This window comes from Alsobacter sp. R-9, assembly GCF_054612375.1.
The window spans coordinates 1-22,843 of the sequence record NZ_JBTSWJ010000008.1; the positions used below are offsets into that span (position 1 = coordinate 1).

General features: G+C 70.4%; 12 protein-coding genes. 6 read left to right on the top strand and 6 right to left on the bottom strand.

Annotation, left to right across the window (positions count from 1 at the left end; all coding sequences use genetic code 11):
- Positions 1–81: 81 nt before the first annotated feature.
- Positions 82–1,254 (bottom strand): alpha/beta hydrolase family protein, encoded by a 1,173-nt coding sequence (locus ACX9GQ_RS13725; RefSeq protein ID WP_459630124.1) that lies wholly within the window; start codon positions 1,252–1,254, stop codon positions 82–84.
- Positions 1,247–1,840: a TlpA family protein disulfide reductase gene (locus ACX9GQ_RS13730; RefSeq protein WP_459630125.1), complete on the bottom strand. Its 594-nt coding sequence runs from the start codon at positions 1,838–1,840 to the stop codon at positions 1,247–1,249. The genes ACX9GQ_RS13725 and ACX9GQ_RS13730 overlap by 8 nt, the downstream gene beginning before the upstream one ends.
- 289 nt (positions 1,841–2,129) lie before the next feature.
- On the opposite strand from ACX9GQ_RS13730, the gene tyrS reads away from it, so the two are divergent.
- Positions 2,130–3,392, top strand: a complete 1,263-nt coding sequence (gene tyrS / locus ACX9GQ_RS13735) for a tyrosine--tRNA ligase (RefSeq protein ID WP_459630126.1) — start codon at positions 2,130–2,132, stop codon at positions 3,390–3,392.
- Between the two features lie 48 nt (positions 3,393–3,440).
- Here the strand turns inward: tyrS and ACX9GQ_RS13740 are convergent, their stop codons facing one another.
- Positions 3,441–6,893 carry a YhdP family protein gene (locus tag ACX9GQ_RS13740; RefSeq protein ID WP_459630127.1) on the bottom strand — a complete coding sequence of 1,151 codons (3,453 nt, stop codon included), beginning with the start codon at positions 6,891–6,893 and terminating at the stop codon, positions 3,441–3,443.
- A gap of 121 nt (positions 6,894–7,014) precedes the next feature.
- Here ACX9GQ_RS13740 and ACX9GQ_RS13745 point away from each other — a divergent pair, with 121 nt between their 5' ends.
- Positions 7,015–7,479, top strand: a complete 465-nt coding sequence (locus ACX9GQ_RS13745) for a peroxiredoxin (protein ID WP_459630128.1) — start codon at positions 7,015–7,017, stop codon at positions 7,477–7,479.
- Positions 7,480–7,585: 106 nt separating this feature from the next.
- Entirely contained in the window at positions 7,586–9,034 is a 1,449-nt protein-coding gene (locus ACX9GQ_RS13750) for a M23 family metallopeptidase (RefSeq protein ID WP_459630129.1), read from the top strand.
- A gap of 93 nt (positions 9,035–9,127) precedes the next feature.
- Here ACX9GQ_RS13750 and ACX9GQ_RS13755 read toward each other — a convergent pair whose 3' ends face one another.
- Entirely contained in the window at positions 9,128–11,929 is a 2,802-nt protein-coding gene (locus ACX9GQ_RS13755; RefSeq protein WP_459630130.1) for an Rne/Rng family ribonuclease, read from the bottom strand.
- A 695-nt stretch (positions 11,930–12,624) separates the two neighbouring features.
- Between ACX9GQ_RS13755 and ACX9GQ_RS13760 the strand changes: the two genes are divergently transcribed.
- The 3 genes from ACX9GQ_RS13760 to prfB all read left to right on the top strand — a co-directional run bounded on the left by ACX9GQ_RS13760 (position 12,625) and on the right by prfB (position 17,723).
- Entirely contained in the window at positions 12,625–13,917 is a 1,293-nt protein-coding gene (locus ACX9GQ_RS13760) for an N-acetylmuramoyl-L-alanine amidase (RefSeq protein ID WP_459630131.1), read from the top strand.
- 156 nt (positions 13,918–14,073) lie between these two features.
- Positions 14,074–16,497, top strand: a complete 2,424-nt coding sequence (locus tag ACX9GQ_RS13765; RefSeq protein WP_459630132.1) for a penicillin-binding protein 1A — start codon at positions 14,074–14,076, stop codon at positions 16,495–16,497.
- Between the two features lie 97 nt (positions 16,498–16,594).
- Positions 16,595–17,723, top strand: a protein-coding gene (gene prfB, locus ACX9GQ_RS13770) for a peptide chain release factor 2 (RefSeq protein ID WP_459630133.1) whose coding sequence is annotated in 2 segments (ribosomal slippage) — positions 16,595–16,663 and positions 16,665–17,723 — 1,128 coding nt in all. Because the reading frame shifts where the segments join, the coding sequence is not laid out codon by codon here.
- A gap of 389 nt (positions 17,724–18,112) precedes the next feature.
- Here the strand turns inward: prfB and ACX9GQ_RS13775 are convergent.
- Both ACX9GQ_RS13775 and ACX9GQ_RS13780 read right to left on the bottom strand, forming a co-directional pair.
- Positions 18,113–18,397: a GIY-YIG nuclease family protein gene (locus ACX9GQ_RS13775; RefSeq protein WP_459630134.1), complete on the bottom strand. Its 285-nt coding sequence runs from the start codon at positions 18,395–18,397 to the stop codon at positions 18,113–18,115.
- Positions 18,398–18,817: 420 nt separating this feature from the next.
- Entirely contained in the window at positions 18,818–22,573 is a 3,756-nt protein-coding gene (locus tag ACX9GQ_RS13780; protein WP_459630135.1) for a vitamin B12-dependent ribonucleotide reductase, read from the bottom strand.
- Positions 22,574–22,843: the final 270 nt, after the last annotated feature.

The window sequence follows — 22,843 nt, forward strand, 5'->3', positions numbered from 1 at the left end:
TACGACAAACTCGCACGCAACTACCTCGCAGGCGCACTCATCGCCGCCACTTGTGCTTACTGGATCAATTGAGTCCGGACCCTAGGGCAGCGGCCGCGCGTCCTGCCGATCCTGCGACCCCTTCGCGGGCGCGGGCGGGGAAGCGCCCAGCACCAGCCGGTTGTTCTCGGCGACGATCTCGCACTGCGGCGCGCTCTTCTGGCATTGTTCCAGGGCGAGCCTTCGCGCCTGCGCGACGTCGGCCGCGCCCATGTACCAGTTGAGCTTGCCGCCGCCCGCCGGCCGCGCCATCGCCTTCTCGCCCGGGATGCCGACATAGCGGGTGACGGCCTGGCGCTGCTGTGGCTCCAGGCCCGCGGCCATGATCGCGTCGATCTCGCTCTCTCCCAGCGTGGGCAGGCCGAGGTCGCGCAGGAAGGCGTCGAGGGCGGCGAGCCATCGGGTGCGCCCTTCCGGCAGCGTGAACAGCATGTGCCCGTCCTCGCCGACGGGGTCGAGCATCACCATCCGCGCATCGGCACCGGTCGCGGCGACGCCGGCGTGCATCGCTGTCGCGATCGGCGGCGGGAAGGTCTGGTCGTTTCGCGCGTAGATCCAGAGGGTCGGCACCTTGGGGGGCTGCTCCACCAAGGCCCTGACGAGCCTCTCCTCATAGGGGCAGGAGTTGAGCCGCAGGCCGCCGGACACGTTGATCACGGCGCGCAGCCCCCGCGGCGGGCGCGCCGCCAGCGCGAGGGCCACGGCTCCGCCCGCCGACACGCCGATGGCGATGGCCCGGCCCGGATCGGCATCCTTCCGTCGTGAGACGACCGAAAGGACCGCAGCGAGGTCGTCGGATTCACGACGGAACAGGGCGCCAAGGTCCCGATCCGCCCGGCACAGGTTGGCATAGGCCAGTTCGCCCTCCGAAAGGCCGAAGCCGCGACGGACCACGACCACCGCCAGCCACCCGCGGCGGGCGAGATCGCGCGCGATGGCGCGATAGGAACTGGCGTGGACCACGGCCACGTCGTCGAGACCAGCGGGCTTGCCGTGCGTGATGATCGCGATGGGCCGCGGGGTGGCCGGCCCCGCGAGGCGCACCGTCATCGTCTCGAGGCGCACGGTCGCGCCGTCGACGGTCACCGGCAGGAATCCGCTTTCCTGGACGAACTCGGGGGCACGGGCCTGCGCACGGACAGCACCGGCCGCCAGAAGCAGCCCGAGGACCGGCACCAGCACAGCCCCCGCGACGGCAGCGACCGGCCTAGCCACGGAGGATCGCCTCGTCGATCGCGGGCAGCAGCTCGCGCCGGATGCGCTCGGCGTCCAGTCCGCCGGCAAGCTTCCGCACCGCCGCGCCGCGGCGGTCGAGGACGACGGTCGTCGGCACGCCGCGGATGCCCAGCGCCCGGCTCATGATCCCCTGGGGATCGTGGCCGAGCGCCCTGTACGGCACCCCCGCGCCCAGCAGGTAGGCCCGCACCGCCTCGGGGGTGTCCCGATAGACGACGCCGACGAAGTTGACCCTGGAATCCCGGGAATAGGCCATCAGCGTGCCGTGCTCGCCGCGGCAATAGGGACACCACGAGGCCCAGACGTTCATCACGGTGACGACACCGGTCAGCGTGCGCCGGGTGATCCCCGGAAGAGGCCCGCCGTCGGGCCCGCGCAGGCCCTCGACGGCGGGCAGGATGAAATCACCCTCGGGCACGCCCCCGCCCCGCGCCGAACCGCGCCCGGCCAGAAGCGCGAGGACACCGCCGAGGCCCGCCGCAGCCAGCGCAGCAGTCAGCACGAAGCGCCGGCTCGTTGCCGGCAGCGTGCCCTGGGACGTGGCGTCTGCGTGCTCGAAGGACATGGTCGTCTCCGCCGCACAGCATCGCAGGGAAAGGTTAAGCCGCGGTGGGGAGCACCGGACAAACCCGCGACCTGATCGGCCGCAGCCTCGTAGGAAGGGTGCGCTCCGGTGCTCTCTCGCCCATAGTAGGACTGGGCCAGACACCTGCACCACGAACCGGAAGTTGTATTCCGCCCGAACAGGCCGGGATGCGCCGCCCCGTTGCGCCACCGGCGCATTGCCCCTAAACCTCCGCCGCCGGCCGGGCGGGAAACGTCATCGGCGGCGGGACAGCAGCCAGAGACACGCCATGAGCGAGAGCTTCAAGCCGAAGTCGGACTTCCTGCGCATCCTCCTGGAACGCGGCTACGTCCACCAGTGCTCGGATTTCGCCGGCCTCGACGAGAAGGCCCGCGCCGGAGAAGTGGCGGCCTATGTGGGCTACGACTGCACGGCGCCCTCGCTGCACGTGGGCAGCCTGATCTCGATCATGATGCTGCACTGGCTCCAGCAGTCCGGGAACAAGCCGATCCCGCTGATGGGCGGCGGCACGACGCGCGTCGGCGATCCGTCCGGCCGCGACGAGACCCGCAAGCTGCTCACCCCCGAGCAGATCGAGGCCAACAAGGACGGCATCAAGCAGGTCTTCTCGCGCTTCCTGACGTTCGGCGACGGCCGCACCGACGCGATGATGATCGACAACGCCGAGTGGCTGACCAAGCTCAACTACATCGACTTCCTGCGCGAAGTCGGCCGGCACTTCTCGGTCAACCGCATGCTCTCCATGGACAGCGTGCGCATGCGCCTGGAGCGCGAGCAGGAACTCTCCTTCATCGAGTTCAACTACATGTGCCTGCAGGGCTACGACTTCGTCGAGCTCAACCGCCGCTACGGGGTGAACCTGCAGATGGGCGGCTCCGACCAGTGGGGCAACATCGTCACCGGCATCGACCTCGGCCGGCGCATGGGCACGCCTCAGCTCTACGCCCTCACCTGCCCGCTGCTCACCACCGCGTCGGGCGCCAAGATGGGCAAGACGGCCTCCGGCGCCGTCTGGCTCAACGCGGACATGCGCTCGCCCTACGAGTACTGGCAGTTCTGGCGCAACACGGAGGACGCCGACGTCGGCCGCTTCCTGCGCCTCTACACCGTGCTGCCGATGGACGAGATCGCCCGGCTGGAGGCTCTCGGCGGCGCCGAGATCAACGACGCCAAGAAGGTCCTCGCGACCGAGGCTACGGCCCTGCTGCACGGCCGCGACGCCGCGCTCGCGGCGGCCGAGACGGCCCGCCGGACCTTCGAGGAGGGTGCCGCCGACGCCGCGCTGCCGAGCATCGACGTCCCGCGCGCCGAACTCGCCGCGGGCGTGGGCGTACTCACGGCGTTCGTCCGCGCCGGCCTCGTGCCGTCCACGGGAGAGGCCCGGCGGCAGGTCAAGGGAGGCGGCTTGCGCGTCAACGATGCGGTCGTCACCGACGAGCGCGCGACGATCGGCGAGACCGACCTGAACGCCGACGGAGCCGTGAAGCTCTCCTTCGGCCGCAAGAAGCACGTGCTGCTGAAGGCGTCCTGAAGCACCGGCAACCCGTCCGCCCGCCACGAGGCGGGCGGGCGCGACGCCTCAGCGGTCGCTTCCGACGACTGCCGGCGGTGGCGCGGGCCGCTGCGCCGCGCTTTCCTGGGTCCCGCCGGAGCCCCCGAAGACACCGAAGAACTTCCGCAGGACGCCGGGCGCGACCGCCGAGAGCGGGTTGATCGAGAGCGACGGCTGCGTCACCCGGCCGGTGATCCGGAAGTTGACGGCGAAGATGCCCTCGTCCTTGCCGCCGCCGAGCAGCGTCCCGACGATCGGGACACGGTTGAGCGCGTTGTTGAGCCCGTAGGCGGGCACGAAGGTGCCCGAGAGGTCCACCCGGTCGCGGGCATAGTCCATCGCGCCCTCGAGCGTGCCGCCGACCGCCGGTCCCCACATGGTGCCGTCGCGGATTTCCAGGCGCCCGCCACCGACGGTGAAGCCCGCGCGCAGCTTGGTGAAGGCGACCGAATTGCCGCGTTCCGGGTCGCCCTGCGCCACGCGCGCCAGGGCGGGTTCGTTGGCAAGGGAGAAGGAGTTGGCGAGAATCTCGCCGTTCATCTGCCCCGGTCCACCATAGACCTGCAGGATCAGCGTTCCGCCGATCATCCGCCGGTAGATGTCGAAGAAGCGCAGGAACGACCCTGCGTCACCGCTCTCCACGACGAAGCCTGACGCCCCGCTCTCGGACCGCGCAGGTTGTCCGGCCACCGGCGAGTTTCCGAAGCGGCCCGTCATCCGCAGGTCCCGGACGTCACCGCCGCGAAGCGAGAGCTTGAGGTCCGCCCCGGTGAGCTTCTCGTTGTTCTCGCCCAGCACCGTCTGCGCCTTGAGGTCGAGATCGAGGTCGCCCGGATTGGACACCTGCGGCCCGCCGGGTGCCATCACCGCCCGGATCAGGGGCCGCGCATCGATCTGACCGGCCCGCACCGTGGCCTTGACCGCGCCCGCAGCGGTGCGCTCGGCATCGAGCTTGATGTCGTCGCCCGGAGCGATCCGCAGCGTCGTGAAGCGGATCTGCTGCGGGGTTCCGTCGGCGCCCAGGCGGAGCGATCCCTTGGCCTGCACCCCGCCCGCGGCGTCGAGCACAAGGTCCTCGAGAGCCGTGGCATCACCATCCGACTCCACACGGAAGGACACCTTCCCCGGGCGCCCCGCCGGCTTGGTCCAGCCGGGCAGGACGTCGGTGACGACGGCCTTCGCTAGATCGGCCTCGACCCGCGTCGTCGGGCGGGGGCCGGTCGCGTCGGCGACGGTCACGCGCAGCTCGACCGGCCCGGTGAGGTGGCCGGGAAGCCGCAGCCCGCGCCGGTTGCGCGCCGCCTCGTCGAGCGTGAGCACCGCGGAAGCCTCCATCGGCCCGCCCGCAGGTGCCTTCAGCTCGAGCGCGGCCGGCGAACCGCCAAGCCGCGCATCGCCCTTGATCGACAGGCCGGCCTTGTCCTGCGCGAAGGTGAACGTGCCGCCCTCCAGCTTCTCGCGGCCGCCGAGGTTGTCGATGGCGACGCCCGAAGCCTGCCCTGACACGCGCAGCGCCACGTCCTTCGGGCGTATGGCGGGCGCCAGCGGCAGGCCCAGCGACATCTTCGCCTCGAACGTCCCCTTGCCCGCGGCGAGTTCAGCCGGCAACGACAGGAAGGGCTTCAGCCCGTTGGAGCGGAGGGCCTCCAGCAGGGAATCGAGCGCGCCCGCGGCCTCCCCCTCGATCTGCAGGACCGGCGGCTTGGCCGCCGTGTCGTCCGAGCGGACGTTGACGTTGGACAGGCGGATGCCGTGGGACGCGCTGCCGATCTGCCCGCCGCTCGCGGTGACGCGGATCGTTCGCCCCGTCACCTCGCCCTTCGCCGTGACGTTGCCGATGGTGGGCATCCCCGGACCGATGCGCAGCACGCCGCCCGTCACGCTGACGTCGAGGCGCACGGAGTCGTCCGGAAGCGGACGCTCCGAGAAGGCATCGGCCAGAGCCTGCGGGCTCAGGCTCGTCGCGAGGCGGAACGACTCGACCGTTCCCCCCTCCACGTTGGCAAGCATCCAGGTGCGGGCGTCCGAGGCGACGATGGACGGCCAGAAGGCCAGCACGTTGCGCACCGGCATGCGCCCGGTGGTGAGGCCGAGCTGGAGACCGTCCTGCCCGTCGAACCGGCCGAACTGGCCCGTCATGGCGAGCGCGAGCTGCGGGCCCGTCGCCTCGAGGGTGTCGATGCGCAGGCCGCCGAGGCCGATCGGCATCCGCCCGCGGATCTCGAGCCGGTCGATCTGGACGGGCTTGTCCTGCGGCCCGTCACCGGCCATGGCGGAATCACTGCTGCCGAGCTCGATCGCCCACATCGCGTCGTCGGTCTGCGGCACCGACACCCGGCCCTGCAGGCGCCACTGCGTATCGCCCGCAGCGAGTTCGAGGGAGGTGACGAGCACGGCGTGCTCCTTCGCATCCCAGCCGAACTGCCCGCGAACCGAATCGACGAGGATCGGCTCGAAATCGGGATGGTCGAACATGACGATCGCCGAGCCGCCGGTGATGCGCGCCTCGAACGCGGTCACGCCGTTGTCCGGCCCCAGCGACAACTCCATCGCACCGCGCAGCGGCATGTCGGTCATGGCCGGGATGGAGCCCGGCTGCGAGAGGCCGATGAACTCCGCGACGGATACGTTGTCGACACCCACGCGCAGCGTCCGCTCGCCGCCCGGCGTGCCGCTGACAGTCGCCTGCGCGGACCACGAGCCCAGCGGCCCACGCGCGGAGACGCGCACGTCGGTCTCGCCGGCCGTCGGGCGGGAGAACTGCATGGTGAGGCGGTCGTAGGTGACCGAGCGACCGCGGCGCAGGTCGTTGACGCGCAATCTCCCATCGCGGATGCCCGCGCGCTCCAGCACGGCGAGCGGCCCCGCGCGCAGAAGGAGCGGGTCGAGCAGGGCGGCCGGGCCGAAGCCGCTGCGGGGCGTCGGTGCCTCGCCCTCGCTCCTGGGCGGCTCCTCCTCGCCCGTCGCCGACACGGAGACGGCCCCGTCGGCGGCGATGGTCAGCGCCACGGCCGGGCCGATGAACTGGATGTCCCGCGGCTTGAGCTGGCCGAAGGCGAGCCCGGTCGCGTCGAAGGCGACGTCGGCCTGCGGCGCCGCGACAACGAGGTTGCCCTGCGCGTCGCGCACGGCGACGCCTGTCACGCTGAGCTGCGGGCCGTGGTCCGTCCACTGCAACTGGGAGTGGCGAACGGTGACGTCGAAGCCCTCGCCGAACTGGTCCTCGAGCGCCGACGTGACCCGCTCGGTGAGCGCGTCGACGGAAACCGGGCCTGACTGCAGGCGCCAGACGAGGGCGACGACTCCCACCGCGACGAGAACGACCGCCGTGGCGAGGACACGCAGGACGCGCAGGACGACGCCCGCCTTGCGGGATTTCGGGCGACGGCGACGGGTCGCGCGCAGCCGCACGACGGGCGCGCAGCCGTCCTGCGAAGCCTCGTCGAGGACTTCGCTTGCGTCGATCCGTCCCGTCGTCAACCGTCGCGTCCGTTGCTGCCCCGGCCTCTGCCCCCGCTGCGCGCCGGCTCGTGGCCAAATCCGCGGCGCAGCGCCTCCCGTAAACTAGAAGCCACGACGATTCGACGAAAGGAAGGCAGACATGACCCTCGCCATCGGCGCCCCCGCTCCCGACTTCTCGCTCCCCGGCGACGGCGGATCGACGGTGTCGCTCAAGGCCATGAAGGGCAAGAAGGTGGTCGTCTACTTCTACCCGAAGGACGACACCCCCGGCTGCACCAAGGAGGCCATGGAGTTCAATGCCCTTCGCGGCGACTTCGAGAAGGCCAACACGGTCATCGTCGGCATTTCCGCCGACAGCTCGGCAAGCCACGACAAGTTCAAGAAGAAGTACGACCTCTGCTTCCCGCTCGGCTCGGACGAGTCGAAGGAGACCCTGGAGGCCTACGGCGTGTGGGTCGAGAAGAGCATGTACGGCAAGAAGTACATGGGCATCGAGCGCACAACCGTGCTGATCGGCGCAGACGGAAAGGTCGCGCAGATCTGGCCGAAGGTGAAGGTCGACGGCCACGCCGCAGACGTGCTCGCGGCGGCGAAGGCGCTCTGAACGCAGGGAAAAGGCGCCCCGGGCGGGGCGCCTTTTCCGTTTGGTTAACCCTAACGAGTTGTAATGCCTCGCGCAGTCGTTGTTTGCGCGTGTCGCGAGGCTCCCGATGACATCAGTACCCGGCGGTTCGCGCTCCGGCAGGTCGCCCGTGACGCTGGTCTACGAGCGCGGCGGCCGAACGCGGACGGTGCGTCTCGACACCCGGCTGGCGCTGGTCGTGGGCGTCGCCCTCGTCCTCCTCGGCACCTGGTACCTCGTCGCCACGCTCTACCTCGTCTTCCGGGACGACGTCCTGACCAATCTCGTCTCCCGGCACGCCCAGCTCCAGTACGCCTACGAGGACCGCATCGCGGCGCTCCGGTCTTCCATGGACCGGCTGACGAGCCGGCAGCTGATCGACCAGGACGGCGTCGAGGGCAAGGTGCAGGAGCTCCTCGCCCGCCAGGCGCAGCTCGAGACCCGTCAGGCCATGGTCGCGGCCCTTGTGAGCCAGGCCGAGTCCATGCCCCGCGGGGCAGGTCCCGCCGTGCCCGCCCCGATGCCGCTGCCTCGGCCCGCCTCCTCGCCCGCGCAGGCCATGGGCGGCCCCGCCCCGTCGAACGACCTTCCGGCCGCGGCATCGTCCTTCGCCCCCGCACAGAAGCCGCAGCCGATCCCCGAGTTCGGCCCGCTGCGTGGCAGCGGCGCGCCCGCGGCGTCTCCTGTGAAGGGACAGGTGCCGGCGGGGCGGACCGCCGACGCGGACCACGCCCCCCTCCCCGTCCCCTCCCTCCCGGCAGATCTGCCCGGCCCTCGCGCGGAGGCACCCGTGGCGGCGCCCGTCGCGGTGCCTGGGACGGCGGCCGCGAAGCTGGCCCGGCTCTCCGTCGCCCAGTCGATCGCCGAATCCCGCCAGCTGACGACGCTGGAGGACTACGCGGCGCGGTTCCGGACCCAGTCGCTCCGCCTGCAGGGCGTGCTGGCCGAGGTGGGGCTCGACAGAACCCGCTTCGCGTCCATCGCCCCCGCCAACGCCGCCGCCCAGGGCGGCCCGTTCGTTCCGGCGAAGGTGGACGGCACGGCGGGGCCTTTCGAGGCTTCCGTCGACCGGCTGCAGCGGTCGATGGCCGAGGCCGGAGCCATGATGCGGATCGTCGAGGCCATCCCGCTGCGCCGCCCGCTCTCCGGCGATCCCGACACGACGTCCAGCTTCGGCTATCGGCCCGATCCCTTCACGCGCGGCCTCGCGATGCACACGGGCGTCGACTTTCGTGACGACTACGGTTCGCCGGTGCGCGTGACCGCGCCGGGTACCGTGGTGGCGGCGGAGTGGTCGGGCGGCTACGGGAACATGGTCGAGGTCGACCACGGCAACGGCCTGTCGACCCGCTACGCCCACCTGTCACAGATCCTGGTCACGGAAGGCCAGCACGTCGACGCCGGCGCCGTTGTCGGCAAGCTCGGCTCAACCGGCCGCTCCACCGGGCCCCACCTGCACTACGAGACGCGGGTCGACGGTGAACCGGTCGACCCCATGCGCTACCTGCGCGCCGCGGGACGCTTCAACCGCAGCTGAACCCCGCGGCGGGGCCCGCCTCGATCCTCTCACAAACGAAAATCCCCGGCCTAGGCCGGGGATTCGCATTTCGGGGCCGGAAACCGGGGAGCGTCAGCTGCCGCCGAGGGCCTGCTTCGCCTTGGCCCACCAGCCGGCCTTGCGGGGCGTCGCCGGCTCGCTGCCGATGACGACTGGTTCGGTCGTGATGGGCTCGGGCAAGGGCTCCTGAGCCGGAGGCTCGACCGCCACCGGCGCAACGGCGACGGGCTCGGGCGATGCCTCGACCGGCGCCGCGACCACCGGCTCGGGCGCCGCCTGAGTGGCCTCGGTGGCCTCGGGGGCCGTAGCCTCGGGGGCCGCTGCTGCCGCGGCCCGCGGCTTGCGCGTCCTCGGCTTGCGGGCCGGCTTCGGCTCCTCGGCGACGACGACCGCCTCGGCGACGACCTCGACGGCCGGCTCCGCGGGCGCCTCGGCACCGGCCTCCGCCGGAGCTTCGTCGCCCCCCTCTCGGGTGCGTCGCCCGCCGCGACGGCCGCGACGGCGGCGGCCGTCCCGCTCGCCGGAGGCCGGCGATGCCACCGGCTCGCCGCCTTCTGCTTCATTGAGGGCCAGTTCCTCGACCTCGGCCTCCGACACGGCGTCCTGCGGCTCGAAGGTGTGGGTGCCCGCAAAGGGCGCGCCGGTGACGTCAGGCTGGGGCGCGTCGAGCGGCATGGGGCCGCCAGCGTGCATCGGCGCAGCGCCTCCCTCGGGCCGCCCCTCGCCGCCACGCCCGCCACGGCGGCGCCGACGGCGACGCCGGCGACGACCGCCCTCGCCGTCACCCCGGCCCTCGCCGTTGCGGTCACCGTTGCGCTCGCCCTCGAAGCGCGGCCGGTCGCCGCGCGGTCCGCGGGGCTCGCGCTCGCCGCGGGCGCCCTCGGACTCGGTCTCCTCCTCGTCCTCCTCGGCCTCGGGCTCCTCGACCTCCGGCTCCTCGTCCTCCGGCATGACGACGCTGTCGACCTGGACCGTCGTGGGGATCGGCCGCGGATTGGCGATGGCCTCGCCGCGCTCGATGGCGAAGGCGTGGCTGCCGGTGTGGCTGTCGTCCGCCAGGATCGTGATGTCGACGCCGAACCGGTCCTCGAGCCCGCGCAGGTGGCTCCGCTTCTGGTTGAGGATGTAGAGCGCCACTTCCGTCCGCGTGCGGACGATGAGGTGGTGCGCGTTGCTCTTGATGAGCATCTCCTCCACCGCGCGCAGCACGTGCAACGCCACGGACGGCACGGCCCGGACGATGCCGGCACCGGCGCAGTGCGGGCACGGCACGGTGGAGCCTTCCAGCACGCCGGTGCGGATGCGCTGGCGCGACATCTCGAGAAGGCCGAAAGCGGAAATGCGGCCGACCTGGATGCGCGCGCGGTCGTTCTTCAGCGCCTCCTTGAGGCGCCGTTCGACCGTGCGGTTGTTCCGCTTCTCCTCCATGTCGATGAAGTCGATGACGATGAGGCCCGCGAGGTCGCGCAGGCGCAGCTGCCGGGCGACTTCGTCGGCCGCCTCGCAGTTCGTCTTCAGCGCCGTGTCCTCGATGTTGTGCTCGCGCGTGGCGCGGCCCGAGTTCACGTCGATCGAGACCAGCGCCTCGGTCTGGTTGATGACGATGTAGCCGCCCGACTTCAGCGTCACCTGGTTCGAGAACATCGCGTCGAGCTGGGCCTCGACGCCGAACTTGGCGAAGATCGGCTGCACCTCGCGGTAGGGCTTCACGTTCTTCGCATGGCTCGGCATGAGCATGCGCATGAAGTCCTTGGCGTCCTTGTAGGCGCCCTCGCCCGCGACGAGCACCTCGTCGATGTCCTTGTTGTAGAGGTCGCGGATGGCGCGCTTCACGAGCGAGCCTTCCTCGTAGGTCAGCGCCGGGGCGGACGACTGCAGCGTCAGCTCGCGCACCGACTCCCACAAGCGCATCAGGTACTCGAAGTCGCGCTTGATCTCGGCCTTGGTGCGGCTGGCGCCGGCCGTGCGCAGGATGACGCCCATCCCCTCGGGCACCTCCAGCTCCTGCGCGACGGTCTTGAGGCGCTTGCGGTCGGCCGCGCTGGTGATCTTGCGGGAAATGCCCCCGCCGCGGCCCGTGTTGGGCATCAGCACCGAGTAGCGGCCGGCGAGCGAGAGGTAGGTGGTGAGCGCGGCGCCCTTGTTGCCGCGCTCCTCCTTGACGACCTGCACCAGCAGGACCTGCCGGCGCTTGATCACCTCCTGGATCTTGTACTGGCGGCGGACCTGGCGGGGGCGCTCCGGCACCTCCTCCATCGCGTCCTCCGAGCCGACGCTCTCGATCACGTCGGCCTCGTCCTGCGCCTCGTCGTCGCCGTCCTCGTCGTCGCCGTCGGAGGCGCCGGACGCTTCCGATGCGGGAGCCGCATCGGCCTGCGAGACCTCGTCGGCGGCCGGCGCCTCGGCGACGGCATCGCCATCGGCCGGCGCCTCGGCGGCCGTCGGCTCGCCACCCTCGCCCTCGGCTGCAGCCTCGGACACGGTCTCGGCGGTCTCGGCCGCGGCGGCCTGCGGACGACGCTCGCCGCCGCGGCGGCGGCGGTTGCGGCGGCTGGCGCGCTCCTCCTCGGCCTCGGCGTCGCGCTCCTGGCGCGCCTCCTCGGCGAGCAGCGCCTGCCGGTCGGCGACCGGGATCTGGTAGTAGTCGGGATGAATCTCGCTGAAGGCGAGGAAGCCGTGGCGGTTGCCGCCGTAGTCGACGAAGGCGGCCTGCAGCGAAGGCTCTACGCGGATGACCTTGGCGAGGTAGATGTTCCCGCGGAGCTGCTTCTTGTTGGCGGACTCGAAATCGAACTCTTCGACCCGGTTACCGCGGACCACGACCACCCGGGTTTCTTCCGGGTGGGAGGCATCGATCAACATCTTGTTGGCCATGAGAGACTCTCATTGGCGCAGTCTCCGCTGGTCGGCCTGCCTTGTCCTGAAATGACATGCCGCTGGCTCCGCGGCGGACCGTGGTCCGCGGGAGGCGGCAGGGAAGAACGACAAGAGAACGGGCGGAACGGAGACGGCGCACGGTTGCCGCCGGAACCCGGCGGGGGGTTGGTACGCGCTGAAGAACGAAAGGTGCGGGCCGCCGCGGTCGCTCGCTTGTCCCCGCCCCGCGCCGAGAATCGACGGAAACCGCCTGTCGGCGGCCGTCGCCTCGCGTGCTGGACGGGTCCGGAGCAGCATGCTCGTGCCCTCAACCTCGACATGGGTGGCGGCCGAGGGGTCCGCTGGAGGGCGGGTCCGGTCGCCGGGCGCCCGCGCGACGCACGAGGCGCCACGAACGGGCCGGGATCGCAGGCCGTCTTCCGACATCGGGGCGGCCGGTCCCTTCGGTCCGGTCGTCGCCCGCCGATCGGCACATGGCTCCGGGACGCACACGCCCTGGGTGGAACCTGCACCGGCCACACGACCTTTTTCTCTTAGCGACGCGCAGGCCGTCTTGGCAAGGGCCGTGTTGCTGCACCGCCACAGCCGCCGGCGATCGCGCCGCCCCCGGTAGGGTTCGGTTAACCCTCGGGCCGGTAAGGCTTTAGAAAGGACTCGCGACGCCGCGGCGTCGATCCGGAGATGGAACGGGCATGGTGCGGCGGGGCTCCTCGCGGACGGACGGCGCAGCGGGCGCATGGGCCCGCCGTGCGCTCGTCGCCGGGGCCGTGCTGGCCGGTCTGGCCGGGTTCCCCCTGGCGGGCCTTGCCCAGGGCCCTGCCCTGCCCCCAGTGGAGGGTCCTCGCGCAGCCCCCGCTCCCCTCCCCGTCGCCATCGATGCGGAGATCACGGGCGACGCCGCGACGACGCGCCTCGCCTTCATCGTCTCGCAGGAACTGCAACCCCAGGTGCGGATGCTGGAACGGCCGGACCGCATCGTGGTCGACCTTCCCGAGGTGAACTTCCAGCTCCCGGCCCAGGCCGGCCGCAAGGGCCGCGGGCTGGTGAAGTCCTTCCGCTCGGGTCTCATCGGGCCAGGCCGATCCCGGATCGTGATCGATCTGGCCGGGCCCGCCCTGCCCGTCCGCGTGCTCACCGAGCCGGCCAGGGGCGGAGCAGCGACGCAACTCGTCATCGAACTCAAGCGTGCCGACCGCGACGCCTTCGCCAAGGCGGCCGTGTCGGAGCTCGAGGCGGTCCCGGTGGATGCCCATCCGGCGAAGCCGCCGCAGGGCGACTCGCGGCCGGTCATCGTGCTCGACCCCGGCCACGGCGGCATCGACACCGGCGCCATCGGCGTCGGGCAGGTCGTGGAGAAGGATCTCGTCTTCACGTTCGCGCGAGAACTGAAGGCGAAGCTGGAGAAGGCCGGCCACTACCGCGTCGTCCTGACGCGGGAGGGCGACAGCTTCGTCTCGCTGCGGGAGCGGGTGAAGATCGCCCAGGCGCAGAACGCCAGCCTCTTCGTCTCCATCCACGCCGACACGCTGGTCGGCAGCGCCGAGGTGCGCGGGCTCACGGTCTACACCATCAGCGAGAAGGCCTCGGACGCCGAATCGGCCCGCCTCGCCGAGAAGGAGAACATGGCCGACAGCGTCGCGGGCCTCGATCCCAACGAGGACCCGGCCGAGATCGCCGGGATTCTCGGCGACCTCACGGTGCGGGAGACGAAGGTCTACTCCAACCTCTTCGCCCGCACCCTCGTCGGCCAGATCACCGCGGCCTCCAAGCTCAACAAGAATCCGCACCGTTCGGCCGGCTTCATGGTGCTGCGCGCGCCGGACGTGCCGTCCGTGCTCGTCGAACTTGGCTACCTGTCGTCGAAGAGCGACGTGGCGCTGCTCACGGCGGCCGACTGGCGGGACAAGGCAACCGACGCGATCACCGCCTCCGTCGACCGCTTCTTCGCGCAACGACTGGCTCAACAATCCGTTGTGTCTCCGTGACATCGGGGACGAAAGCGGGCATACAGGTCGAACATTCGCAGGCGTGAACGGCCGTGGTCGTGTTTTGACCACAATGGCCCGGCACGCCATGACGTTGATCACAGGGCCGCGCTGTGATTGCTCGCGCGGCCCGGCTGAAACGGCGACACGGTTGAAATGCGCTACGTCCTGCGACTGATCGGCTTCATGTTCACGGCTGGGGCCATCCTCTTCCTCGTGGGAGCGGCGGGCGCCTCCTATCTCTATTGGAAGTACTCCCAGGACCTGCCCGACTACACCCAGCTCGCCAACCACGAGCCGTCGGTGATGACGCGCATGCACGCCGGCGATGGCAGCCTGCTGGCCGAGTATGCCCGCGAGCGGCGCCTGTTCATCCCGATCCAGGCCGTGCCCAAGATGATCGTGGCCTCGTTCCTGTCCGCCGAGGACAAGAACTTCTACAAGCACGGCGGCGTCGACCCCGAGGGCATCCTGCGCGCCGGCCTCTACTATTTCCGGCGCGAGAAGGGCAGCCGCCCGCAGGGCGCGTCGACCATCACCCAGCAGGTCGCCAAGAACTTCCTGCTGTCCAGCGAGCAGACCTTCGACCGCAAGATCAAGGAGATGCTCGTCGCGCTGCGGATCGAGTCCACCTACACCAAGGACAAGATCCTCGAGCTCTACCTGAACGAGATCTACCTCGGCCTCGGCAACTACGGCATCGCCGCAGCGTCGCTGAACTACTACGGCAAGTCGGTACACGAGCTGACGCTCGCCGAGGCGGCCTACCTCGCAGCGCTGCCGAAGGCGCCGAACAACTACCACCCGTTCCGCTTCCGAGAGGCGGCCATCGGCCGGCGCAACTGGGTCATCGACCGCATGGTCGAGAACAACTACGTGTCGAGGGAGGACGGCGAGAAGGCCAAGAAGGAGCCGCTCACCGTCAATCCGCGCTCGCTGTCCCCCAACTCCGTCGCCGCCGGCTTCTTCGCCGAGGAGGTGCGCCGCGAGCTGGCTGAGCGCTACGGCGAGAAGAAGCTCTACGAGGGCGGGCTTTCGGTCCGCACGACCCTCGATCCCAAGATGCAGCTGATGGCCCGCAAGGCCCTCACCGACGGCCTCGTGCGCTACGACGAGGCCCACGGCTGGCGCGGCGCGATCCAGCGCCTCGAGATCACCGGCAAGGACTGGGGCGTGCCGCTGGGCGAGGTGCCCGCGCTGGGCGACGTGCCGTGGCAGATCGCGGTCGTCCTCGACGTGACCGGCGACGTGGCCCGGGTCGGCCTGCAGCCGAACCGCGAGCTCTCCGGCGCCCTCTCCCGCGAGCGCACCACCGGCGTCGTCACCAACGAGGGCGCCAAGTGGACCCGCAAGCCGGTGCGCCAGCTGGTGACGGCGGGCGACGTGGTCTACGTCGAGCCCATCGACCAGAAGGGCAACTTCCGGCTGCGCCAGCTGCCGGAGATCTCCGGCGCAATCGTCGCCATGGATCCCTACACGGGCCGCGTGCTGGCCATGGTCGGCGGCTTCTCGTTCGACCAGTCGAAGTTCAACCGCGCCACGCAGGCGCTGCGGCAGCCGGGCTCGTCCTTCAAGCCCTTCGTCTACGCCACCGCGCTCGACAACGGCTACACGCCCTCCTCCGTCGTGCTCGACGGGCCGATCGAGGTCGACCAGGGCGCCGGGCAGGAGATCTGGCGTCCGGAGAACTACGACGGCAAGTTCGCCGGCCCGCGCACGCTGCGCTACGGGATCGAGCACTCCAAGAACCTGATGACCGTGCGCCTCGCGCAGGACGTGGGCATGCCGCTGGTGTCGGAGTACGCCAAGCGCTTCGGTGTCTACGACGACATGCCGCCGATGCTGGCGATGTCGCTGGGCGCCGGCGAGACGACCGTGCTGCGCATGACCACGGCCTATTCGATGTTCGTCAACGGCGGCAAGCGCATCAAGCCGACCCTGATCGACCGCATCCAGGACCGCTGGGGCCAGACGATCTACCGCCACGACGAGCGCCAGTGCCCCACCTGCGAGCAGGACCGCTTCTCCAACCAGCAGGAGCCCCGGCTCATCGACAAGCGCGAGCAGGTGCTCGATCCGCTGACCGCCTATCAGGTGGTGTCGATGCTGGAAGGCGTGGTGCAGCGTGGCACCGCGACCGTCGTCAAGGAGGTCGGCAAGCCGCTCGCCGGCAAGACCGGCACGACCAACGATGCCAAGGACGTGTGGTTCGTCGGCTTCTCGCCCGACCTCGCCGTCGGCGTGTACATGGGCTATGACAAGCCGCGCTCGCTGGGCAACTCGGCCACCGCCGGCCAGTACGCCGCCCCCGTGTTCCGCGACTTCATGAAGATGGCGCTCGCCGACAAGCCGGCGACGCCGTTCCGCGTGCCGCCGGGCATCAAGCTCATCCGCGTCGCCGGCTCCACCGGCCTGCGCGCCGGCCCGAACGACCCGGGCGCCATCCTCGAGGCGTTCAAGCCCGGCACCGCCCCGCCCGACAGCTACTCGGTCATCGGCGGCATGGGTCCCGGCGGCCCCCTGACCGTGACGCCCGAGGCCGCGCGCGCCGTCGGCAGCGGCACGGGCGGGCTGTACTGACCCCGCTTTACACCGGCCGGGCGGTTTCGTAGGGAAGCCGCTCGGTTCCCCCGGCCCTCGCGCCGGATTCTCCCCTCGCCCGGAAAGCCAACGAGACATGCGCGCCGAAGTCGAAGCGCTCGTCGAAGCCGCCAAGCAGTCCATTGGACTGCTGAGGAGGCATCTTTGACGTCGATACCGCCACACGCCGCCTCGCGGAGCTGAACGCCCGCGCCGAGGACCCGAGCCTCTGGGACAAGCCCGACGAGGCCCAGAAGGTCATGCGCGAGCGCACCGACCTCGAGGAGAGCCTCGGCTCCATCGGCCGACTCGAGCGCGAGCTCGACGACGCGCTGACGCTGATCGAGCTCGGCGAGATGGAGGACGACGCCACCGCCATCGCCGAGGGCGAGGAGGCGGTGCGCAACGTCCAGGCCGAGGCGGCCCGCCGCCAGGTAGAGACCCTGCTCTCCGGCGAGGCCGACCAGAACGACACCTTCCTCGAAGTCCACTCCGGCGCCGGCGGCACCGAGAGCCAGGACTGGGCGAACATGCTCATGCGCATGTACACGCGGTGGGCCGAGCGGCGGAAGTACAAGGTCGAGGTGATGGACGTCACCGACGGCGAAGAGGCCGGCATCAAGGGCGCGACGCTGCAGATCAAGGGCCACAACGCCTATGGCTGGCTGAAGACCGAGAGCGGCGTTCACCGCCTGGTGCGAATCTCGCCCTTCGACTCGAACGCCCGGCGCCACACCAGCTTCGCCTCGGTGTGGGTCTACCCGGTCATCGACGACCGCATCCAGATCGAGGTGAACGAGGCGGACTGCCGCATCGACACGTTCCGGTCCTCCGGCGCCGGCGGCCAGCACGTCAACACCACGGACTCCGCGGTGCGCATCACCCACATCCCCACCGGGATCGTGGTCGCCTGCCAGCAGGAGCGCTCCCAGCACAAGAACCGCGCCAAGGCGTGGGATATGCTGCGCGCCCGCCTCTACGAGCTGGAGCTGAAGAAGCGCGAGGAGAAGGCCAGCGCCGAGGCCGCGTCGAAGACCGACATCGGCTGGGGCCACCAGATCCGCTCCTACGTGCTGCAGCCCTACCAGCTGGTGAAGGACCTGCGCACCGGCACCCAGTCGACGAGCCCCTCCGACGTGCTCGACGGCGAGCTCGACCCCTTCATGGAAGCCGCCCTCGCCCAGCGCGTGTACGGCACGACGGTCGAGGTGGAGGACGTGGAGTAAGGGGGGCGTCAGGGGCAGCGCGGCCGCAGCGGTCAGCGATTGCCCTCTTGCTTCCCTGCTGCAGCCTTGCCGTTCACGTCTGAAGTCCACCGTCCCGCGTCGGCGCCCTTCGCCCTCGGTTCGCTGGATCCCCTTCCCCTACGCGCCTGCGGCGCTCCGGCCGGGGATGACGGCGGAGTGAACGGGCGGCCGGGGAACAGTTGATGGAGGTCACGGGAGACCTCGCCGCCCTCTCCGTCCGGTCTAGACACCAACTCCGTTCGCTACGCCCCTGCCGCCGGCCCAGACACCCTCCCCCGTCATCCCCGGCGACCGGCGCAGCCGGTCGGGAAGGGGATCCAGTCTTCCCGACGCTGGAAACGGACCACGACGGAGAGGGTCTCCCCTTCTCAATCGGCCGGCAACTCCAGCCACTCCGGATTGGCGGCCTCTATCAGTCTCAGTTTCCACGCTCGGTTCCAGCCCTTGAGCTGTTTTTCCCGCGCGATGGCGTCCTCGGCGCGGTCGTACCACTCGACGTAGACGAGCGTCGTGACGCCATGGCGTGCCGTGAAGCCGGGCGTCGTCCTGGCCTTGTGCTGCTCGATCCGAACGGGAAGGTCGCCGGTCACGCCGATGTAGAGGGTGCCGTTGCGTCGACTGGCGAGGATGTAGACCGCGAAACGTCGCGCCATGGCGGAACCGAAGCACCAGCATGTCAGCGCGTCCACGTCACGCAGGTTGCATGCCTTGCGGAACGACGCCGCTGGATCCCCTTTCCCCTTCGCGCCTGCGGCGCTCCGGCCGGGGATGACGGCAGAGAGAATGAGCGCCGGCGGCGCTCTGGGCGGCGACCGCGGAGAGACTGGGCGCCCTTGGAAAAGCTGGCGGAGGTCATGAGGGGGGCCTCGCCAGCCTGTCCGTTCGCCCCCCTCCGCCACCGGGTCTGAGCCCCCCGCAATCCGCCCGGACACGCTCCCCGTCATTCCCGGCGACCGGCGCAGCCGGTCGGGAAGGGGATCCAGCGGCGTGCCGTCCGTCCGCCGCCAAAAGCCGAAGGGCCCCGCCATCCGGCGGGGCCCTTCTCACTTCAGAACCTCAGTCCGGCGAACCCGTCACGAGCAGCCCGTCGTGCTCCCGCAGGTGTCGCACTTCAGGCAGGTGCCGTTCCTCACCAGCGTGAAGTTGCCGCACTCGCCGCAGGCGTCGCCTTGATAGCCCTTCATCAGGGCCTCGGCGCGCTTGGCGCCTGCGGTGGGGGCCGGGGCAGCGGCGGGGGCTTCCTCGCGGCGCGCCGCGGGCGCAGCGAAGGCGAGGTTGGCGAGGCCGGTCTCGTCGAGCACGCGCTCCACCTGCCCGGCCACGTCGGCCTTCAGCGCCGTGGCGCCGACCGTGGTCAGCCCGGCCGACGCCGGCTGGCCGCGCAGTTCGCCGCGGGCGTCTGAGTTGGCGGCGCCGCCCTCGATGGCGAGGAGCCCGGTGGGCTTGCCGCGCACGAGGCCCTTCGACACCACCCGCGCCGCAGCCGGCGACACCGCCGCCGGAGCCTTGCCCTCGTCCTCGCCCTTGCCGAGCGCATCGAAGCCGATGGCGTCCGGCGAGACGTGGGCGAGGTCGTGGCGGGCGAGGTAGGAGATCGCCAGCTCGCGGAAGACGTAGTCGAGCACGCTGGTGGCGTTCTTGATCGCGTCGTTGCCCTGCACGAAGCCCGCCGGCTCGAAGCGGGTGAAGGTGAACGCGTCGACGTACTCCTCCAGCGGCACGCCGTACTGCAGGCCCAGCGAGATGGCGATGGCGAAGTTGTTCATCAGGCTGCGGAAGGCGGCGCCCTCCTTGTGCATGTCGATGAAGATTTCGCCGAGGCGACCGTCCTCGTACTCGCCGGTGCGCAGGTACACCTTGTGCCCGCCGACGATCGCCTTCTGCGTGTAGCCCTTGCGGCGGTCCGGAAGCTTCTCGCGCTCGCGCAGCCGCTCGATGCGCTCGACCACACGCTCCACGATCTTCTCGGCCACCGCCGCGGCGCGGGCCGAGGCCGGCTGCGCCACGAGTGCCTCCAGCGCCTCGTCCTCCTCGTCGTCGTTGTCGGCGATGAGCTGGGCGTTGAGCGGCTGCGAGAGCTTGGAGCCGTCGCGGTAGAGGGCGTTGGCCTTCAGCGCGAGGCGCCAGGAGAGGAGGTAGGCGTTCTTGCAGTCCTCCACCGTGGCGTCGTTCGGCATGTTGATGGTCTTGGAGATCGCGCCCGAGATGAAGGGCTGCGCCGCCGCCATCATGCGGATGTGGCTCTCGACCGAGAGGTACCGCTTGCCGATGCGCCCGCACGGGTTGGCGCAGTCGAAGACGGGATAGTGCGCGAGCTTGAGGTGCGGCGCGCCTTCCAGCGTCATCGCCCCGCAGACGTGGATGTTCGCCGCCTCGATCTCGGCCTTGGAGAAGCCGAGGAACGCGAGGAGCTCGAAGGAGGGGTCCGCCAACTTCTCCGCCGGAACCTTGAGGGTCCCGGTGAGGAAGTCCTCCCCGAGCGTCCACTTGTTGAACACGAACTTGATGTCGAAGGCCGACGCCAGTCCCCGCTCAACAGCCGCGATCTTCTCGTCCGTGAAGCCCTTGCCCCGCAGCGAGGTGTGATTGATTCCCGGCGCCTGCGCCAGAGAGGCGTGGCCCACCGCATAGGCGACGATCTCGGCGATGGCGGCCTCGCCGTAGCCCAGCGTGCGCAGCGCCTCCGGCACGGCCTGGTTGATGATCTTGAAGTAGCCGCCGCCGGCGAGCTTCTTGAACTTCACCAGCGCGAAGTCGGGCTCGATGCCGGTGGTGTCGCAGTCCATCACGAGGCCGATCGTGCCGGTGGGCGCGATCACGGTGGCCTGCGCGTTGCGGTAGCCGTGCTGCTCGCCGAGCGCCAGCGCTGCGTCCCACGCCTTGCGGGCATGCTCGATGAGCGCCTTGTCGGTGCACGAGGCGGCGTCCAGCGGCACGGGCGTGACGTTGAGGCCCTCGTAGCCCGCCGCCTCGCCGTGCGCGGCGCGGCGATGGTTGCGGATGACGCGCAGCATGTGCTTCGCGTTGTCCTTGTAGCCGGGGAACGGCCCGAGCTCCTTCGCCATCTCGGCGGAGGTGGCGTAGGCGACGCCGGTCATGATGGCGGTGAGCGCGCCGCAGATGGCCCGGCCCTCGGCCGAGTCATAGGGGATGCCGGACGTCATCAGCAGGCCGCCGATGTTGGCGTAGCCGAGGCCCAGCGTGCGGTAGCGGTAGGACAGCTCCGCGATCTCCTTCGACGGGAACTGCGCCATCAGCACGGAGATCTCGAGCACCACCGTCCACAGGCGGCAGACGTGCTCGTAGCTCGCCACGTCGATGCGGCCGTCGGGCTGGCGGAACTGCAGCAGGTTCAGCGAGGCGAGGTTGCAGGCCGTGTCGTCGAGGAACATGTACTCGGAGCACGGGTTCGACGCGCGGATCGGCCCCGCAGACGGGCAGGTGTGCCAGTCGTTCATGGTGGTGTTGAAGTGCAGGCCCGGGTCGGCCGAGGCCCACGCGGCGTGGCCGATCTTCTCCCACAGGTCGCGGGCCTTGAGCGTCTTCGTCACCTTGCCGGTGGTGCGGGCGGTGAGGTTCCAGTCCCCGTCCGCCTCGACGGCGCGCAGGAAGTCGTCCTTCAGCGAGACCGAGTTGTTCGAGTTCTGGCCGGAGACGGTGAGGTAGGCCTCGCTGTCCCAGTCGGTGTCGTAGGTGTCGAACTGGATGTCCGTGTAGCCCTGGCGGGCGAACTGGATGACGCGCTTGATGTAGCTGTCCGGGATCATCACCCGACGCGCCGCCTTGATCTCGCGCTTCAGCGCCGGGTTCTTCTCCGGGTCGAAGCAGGCGTCGCCCGAGCCCTCGCAGTTCACGCAGGCCTTCAGGATCGCCTTGAGGTGCTTCTGGCAGAGCTTGGAGCCTGTGACGAGGGCGGCGACCTTCTGCTCCTCCTTCACCTTCCAGTCGATGTAGGCCTCGATGTCCGGGTGGTCGGCGTCAACGACGACCATCTTGGCCGCGCGGCGGGTGGTGCCGCCCGACTTGATCGCGCCTGCGGCGCGGTCGCCGATCTTCAGGAAGGACATCAGGCCCGACGAGCGGCCCCCGCCGGCGAGCTTCTCGCCCTCCCCGCGCAGCAGCGAGAAGTTGGAGCCGGTTCCAGAGCCGTACTTGAAGAGCCGCGCCTCGCGGACCCACAGGTCCATGATGCCGCCCTCGTTGACGAGGTCGTCCTGCACGCCCTGGATGAAGCAGGCATGCGGCTGCGGGTGCTCGTAGGACGACTTCGACTTCGTGAGCTTGCCGGTCTTGAAGTCCACGTAGAAGTGGCCCTGCGACGGCCCGTCGATGCCGTAGGCCCAGTGCAGGCCGGTGTTGAACCACTGCGGCGAGTTGGGGGCGACCATCTGGCGGGCGAGCATGAAGCGCAGCTCGTCATGGAAGGCGTGCGCGTCCTCCTCCGAGGAGAAGTAGCCGCCCTTCCAGCCCCAGTAGGTCCAGCAGCCCGCGAGGCGGTCGAACACCTGCTTTGCGCTCATCTCGGAGCCGGTGCGCTCGCCCTCGGGCAGCGCCTTGAGCGCTGCCTCGTCGGGCACCGAGCGCCACAGCCACGAGGGGACGTCGTTCTCCTCGACCTTCCTCAGGCGGGCCGGGACGCCCGCCTTGCGGAAGTACTTCTGGGCCAGCACGTCGGACGCGACCTGGCTCCACGCCTCCGGCACCTCGATGTTCTCGAGGCGGAAGACCACCGAGCCGTCCGGATTCCGGATCTCGCTCGTGGCTGCCCGGAACGGGATCGCCTCGTAGGGCGACCTGCCGCTGGTGGTGTATCGACGTTCGATCCGCATCGTATGTCCCCTTTGACGGACGCCGCGCGCCCGCCGAGCCGGTTGATGCCCGGCTCCTGCCCCTGTCTGACGTGCCCCTGGAAACGCGAGCGGCGGTTGTGGCCGCCTTGCTCAAACCCTGCTCCCGACGGGCGGTTCCGGGCCGGCCATGCCACGGAGGGCACCTCGCGGGCCTCTCCGGCGGGTCGGTTCCGGCCGACTGGACAGACGGGTCTCCCCGCCTCTCCCGCTGCCGCGTCGAACGCTGTGTGACCCTAGTGTGAAGGAGCG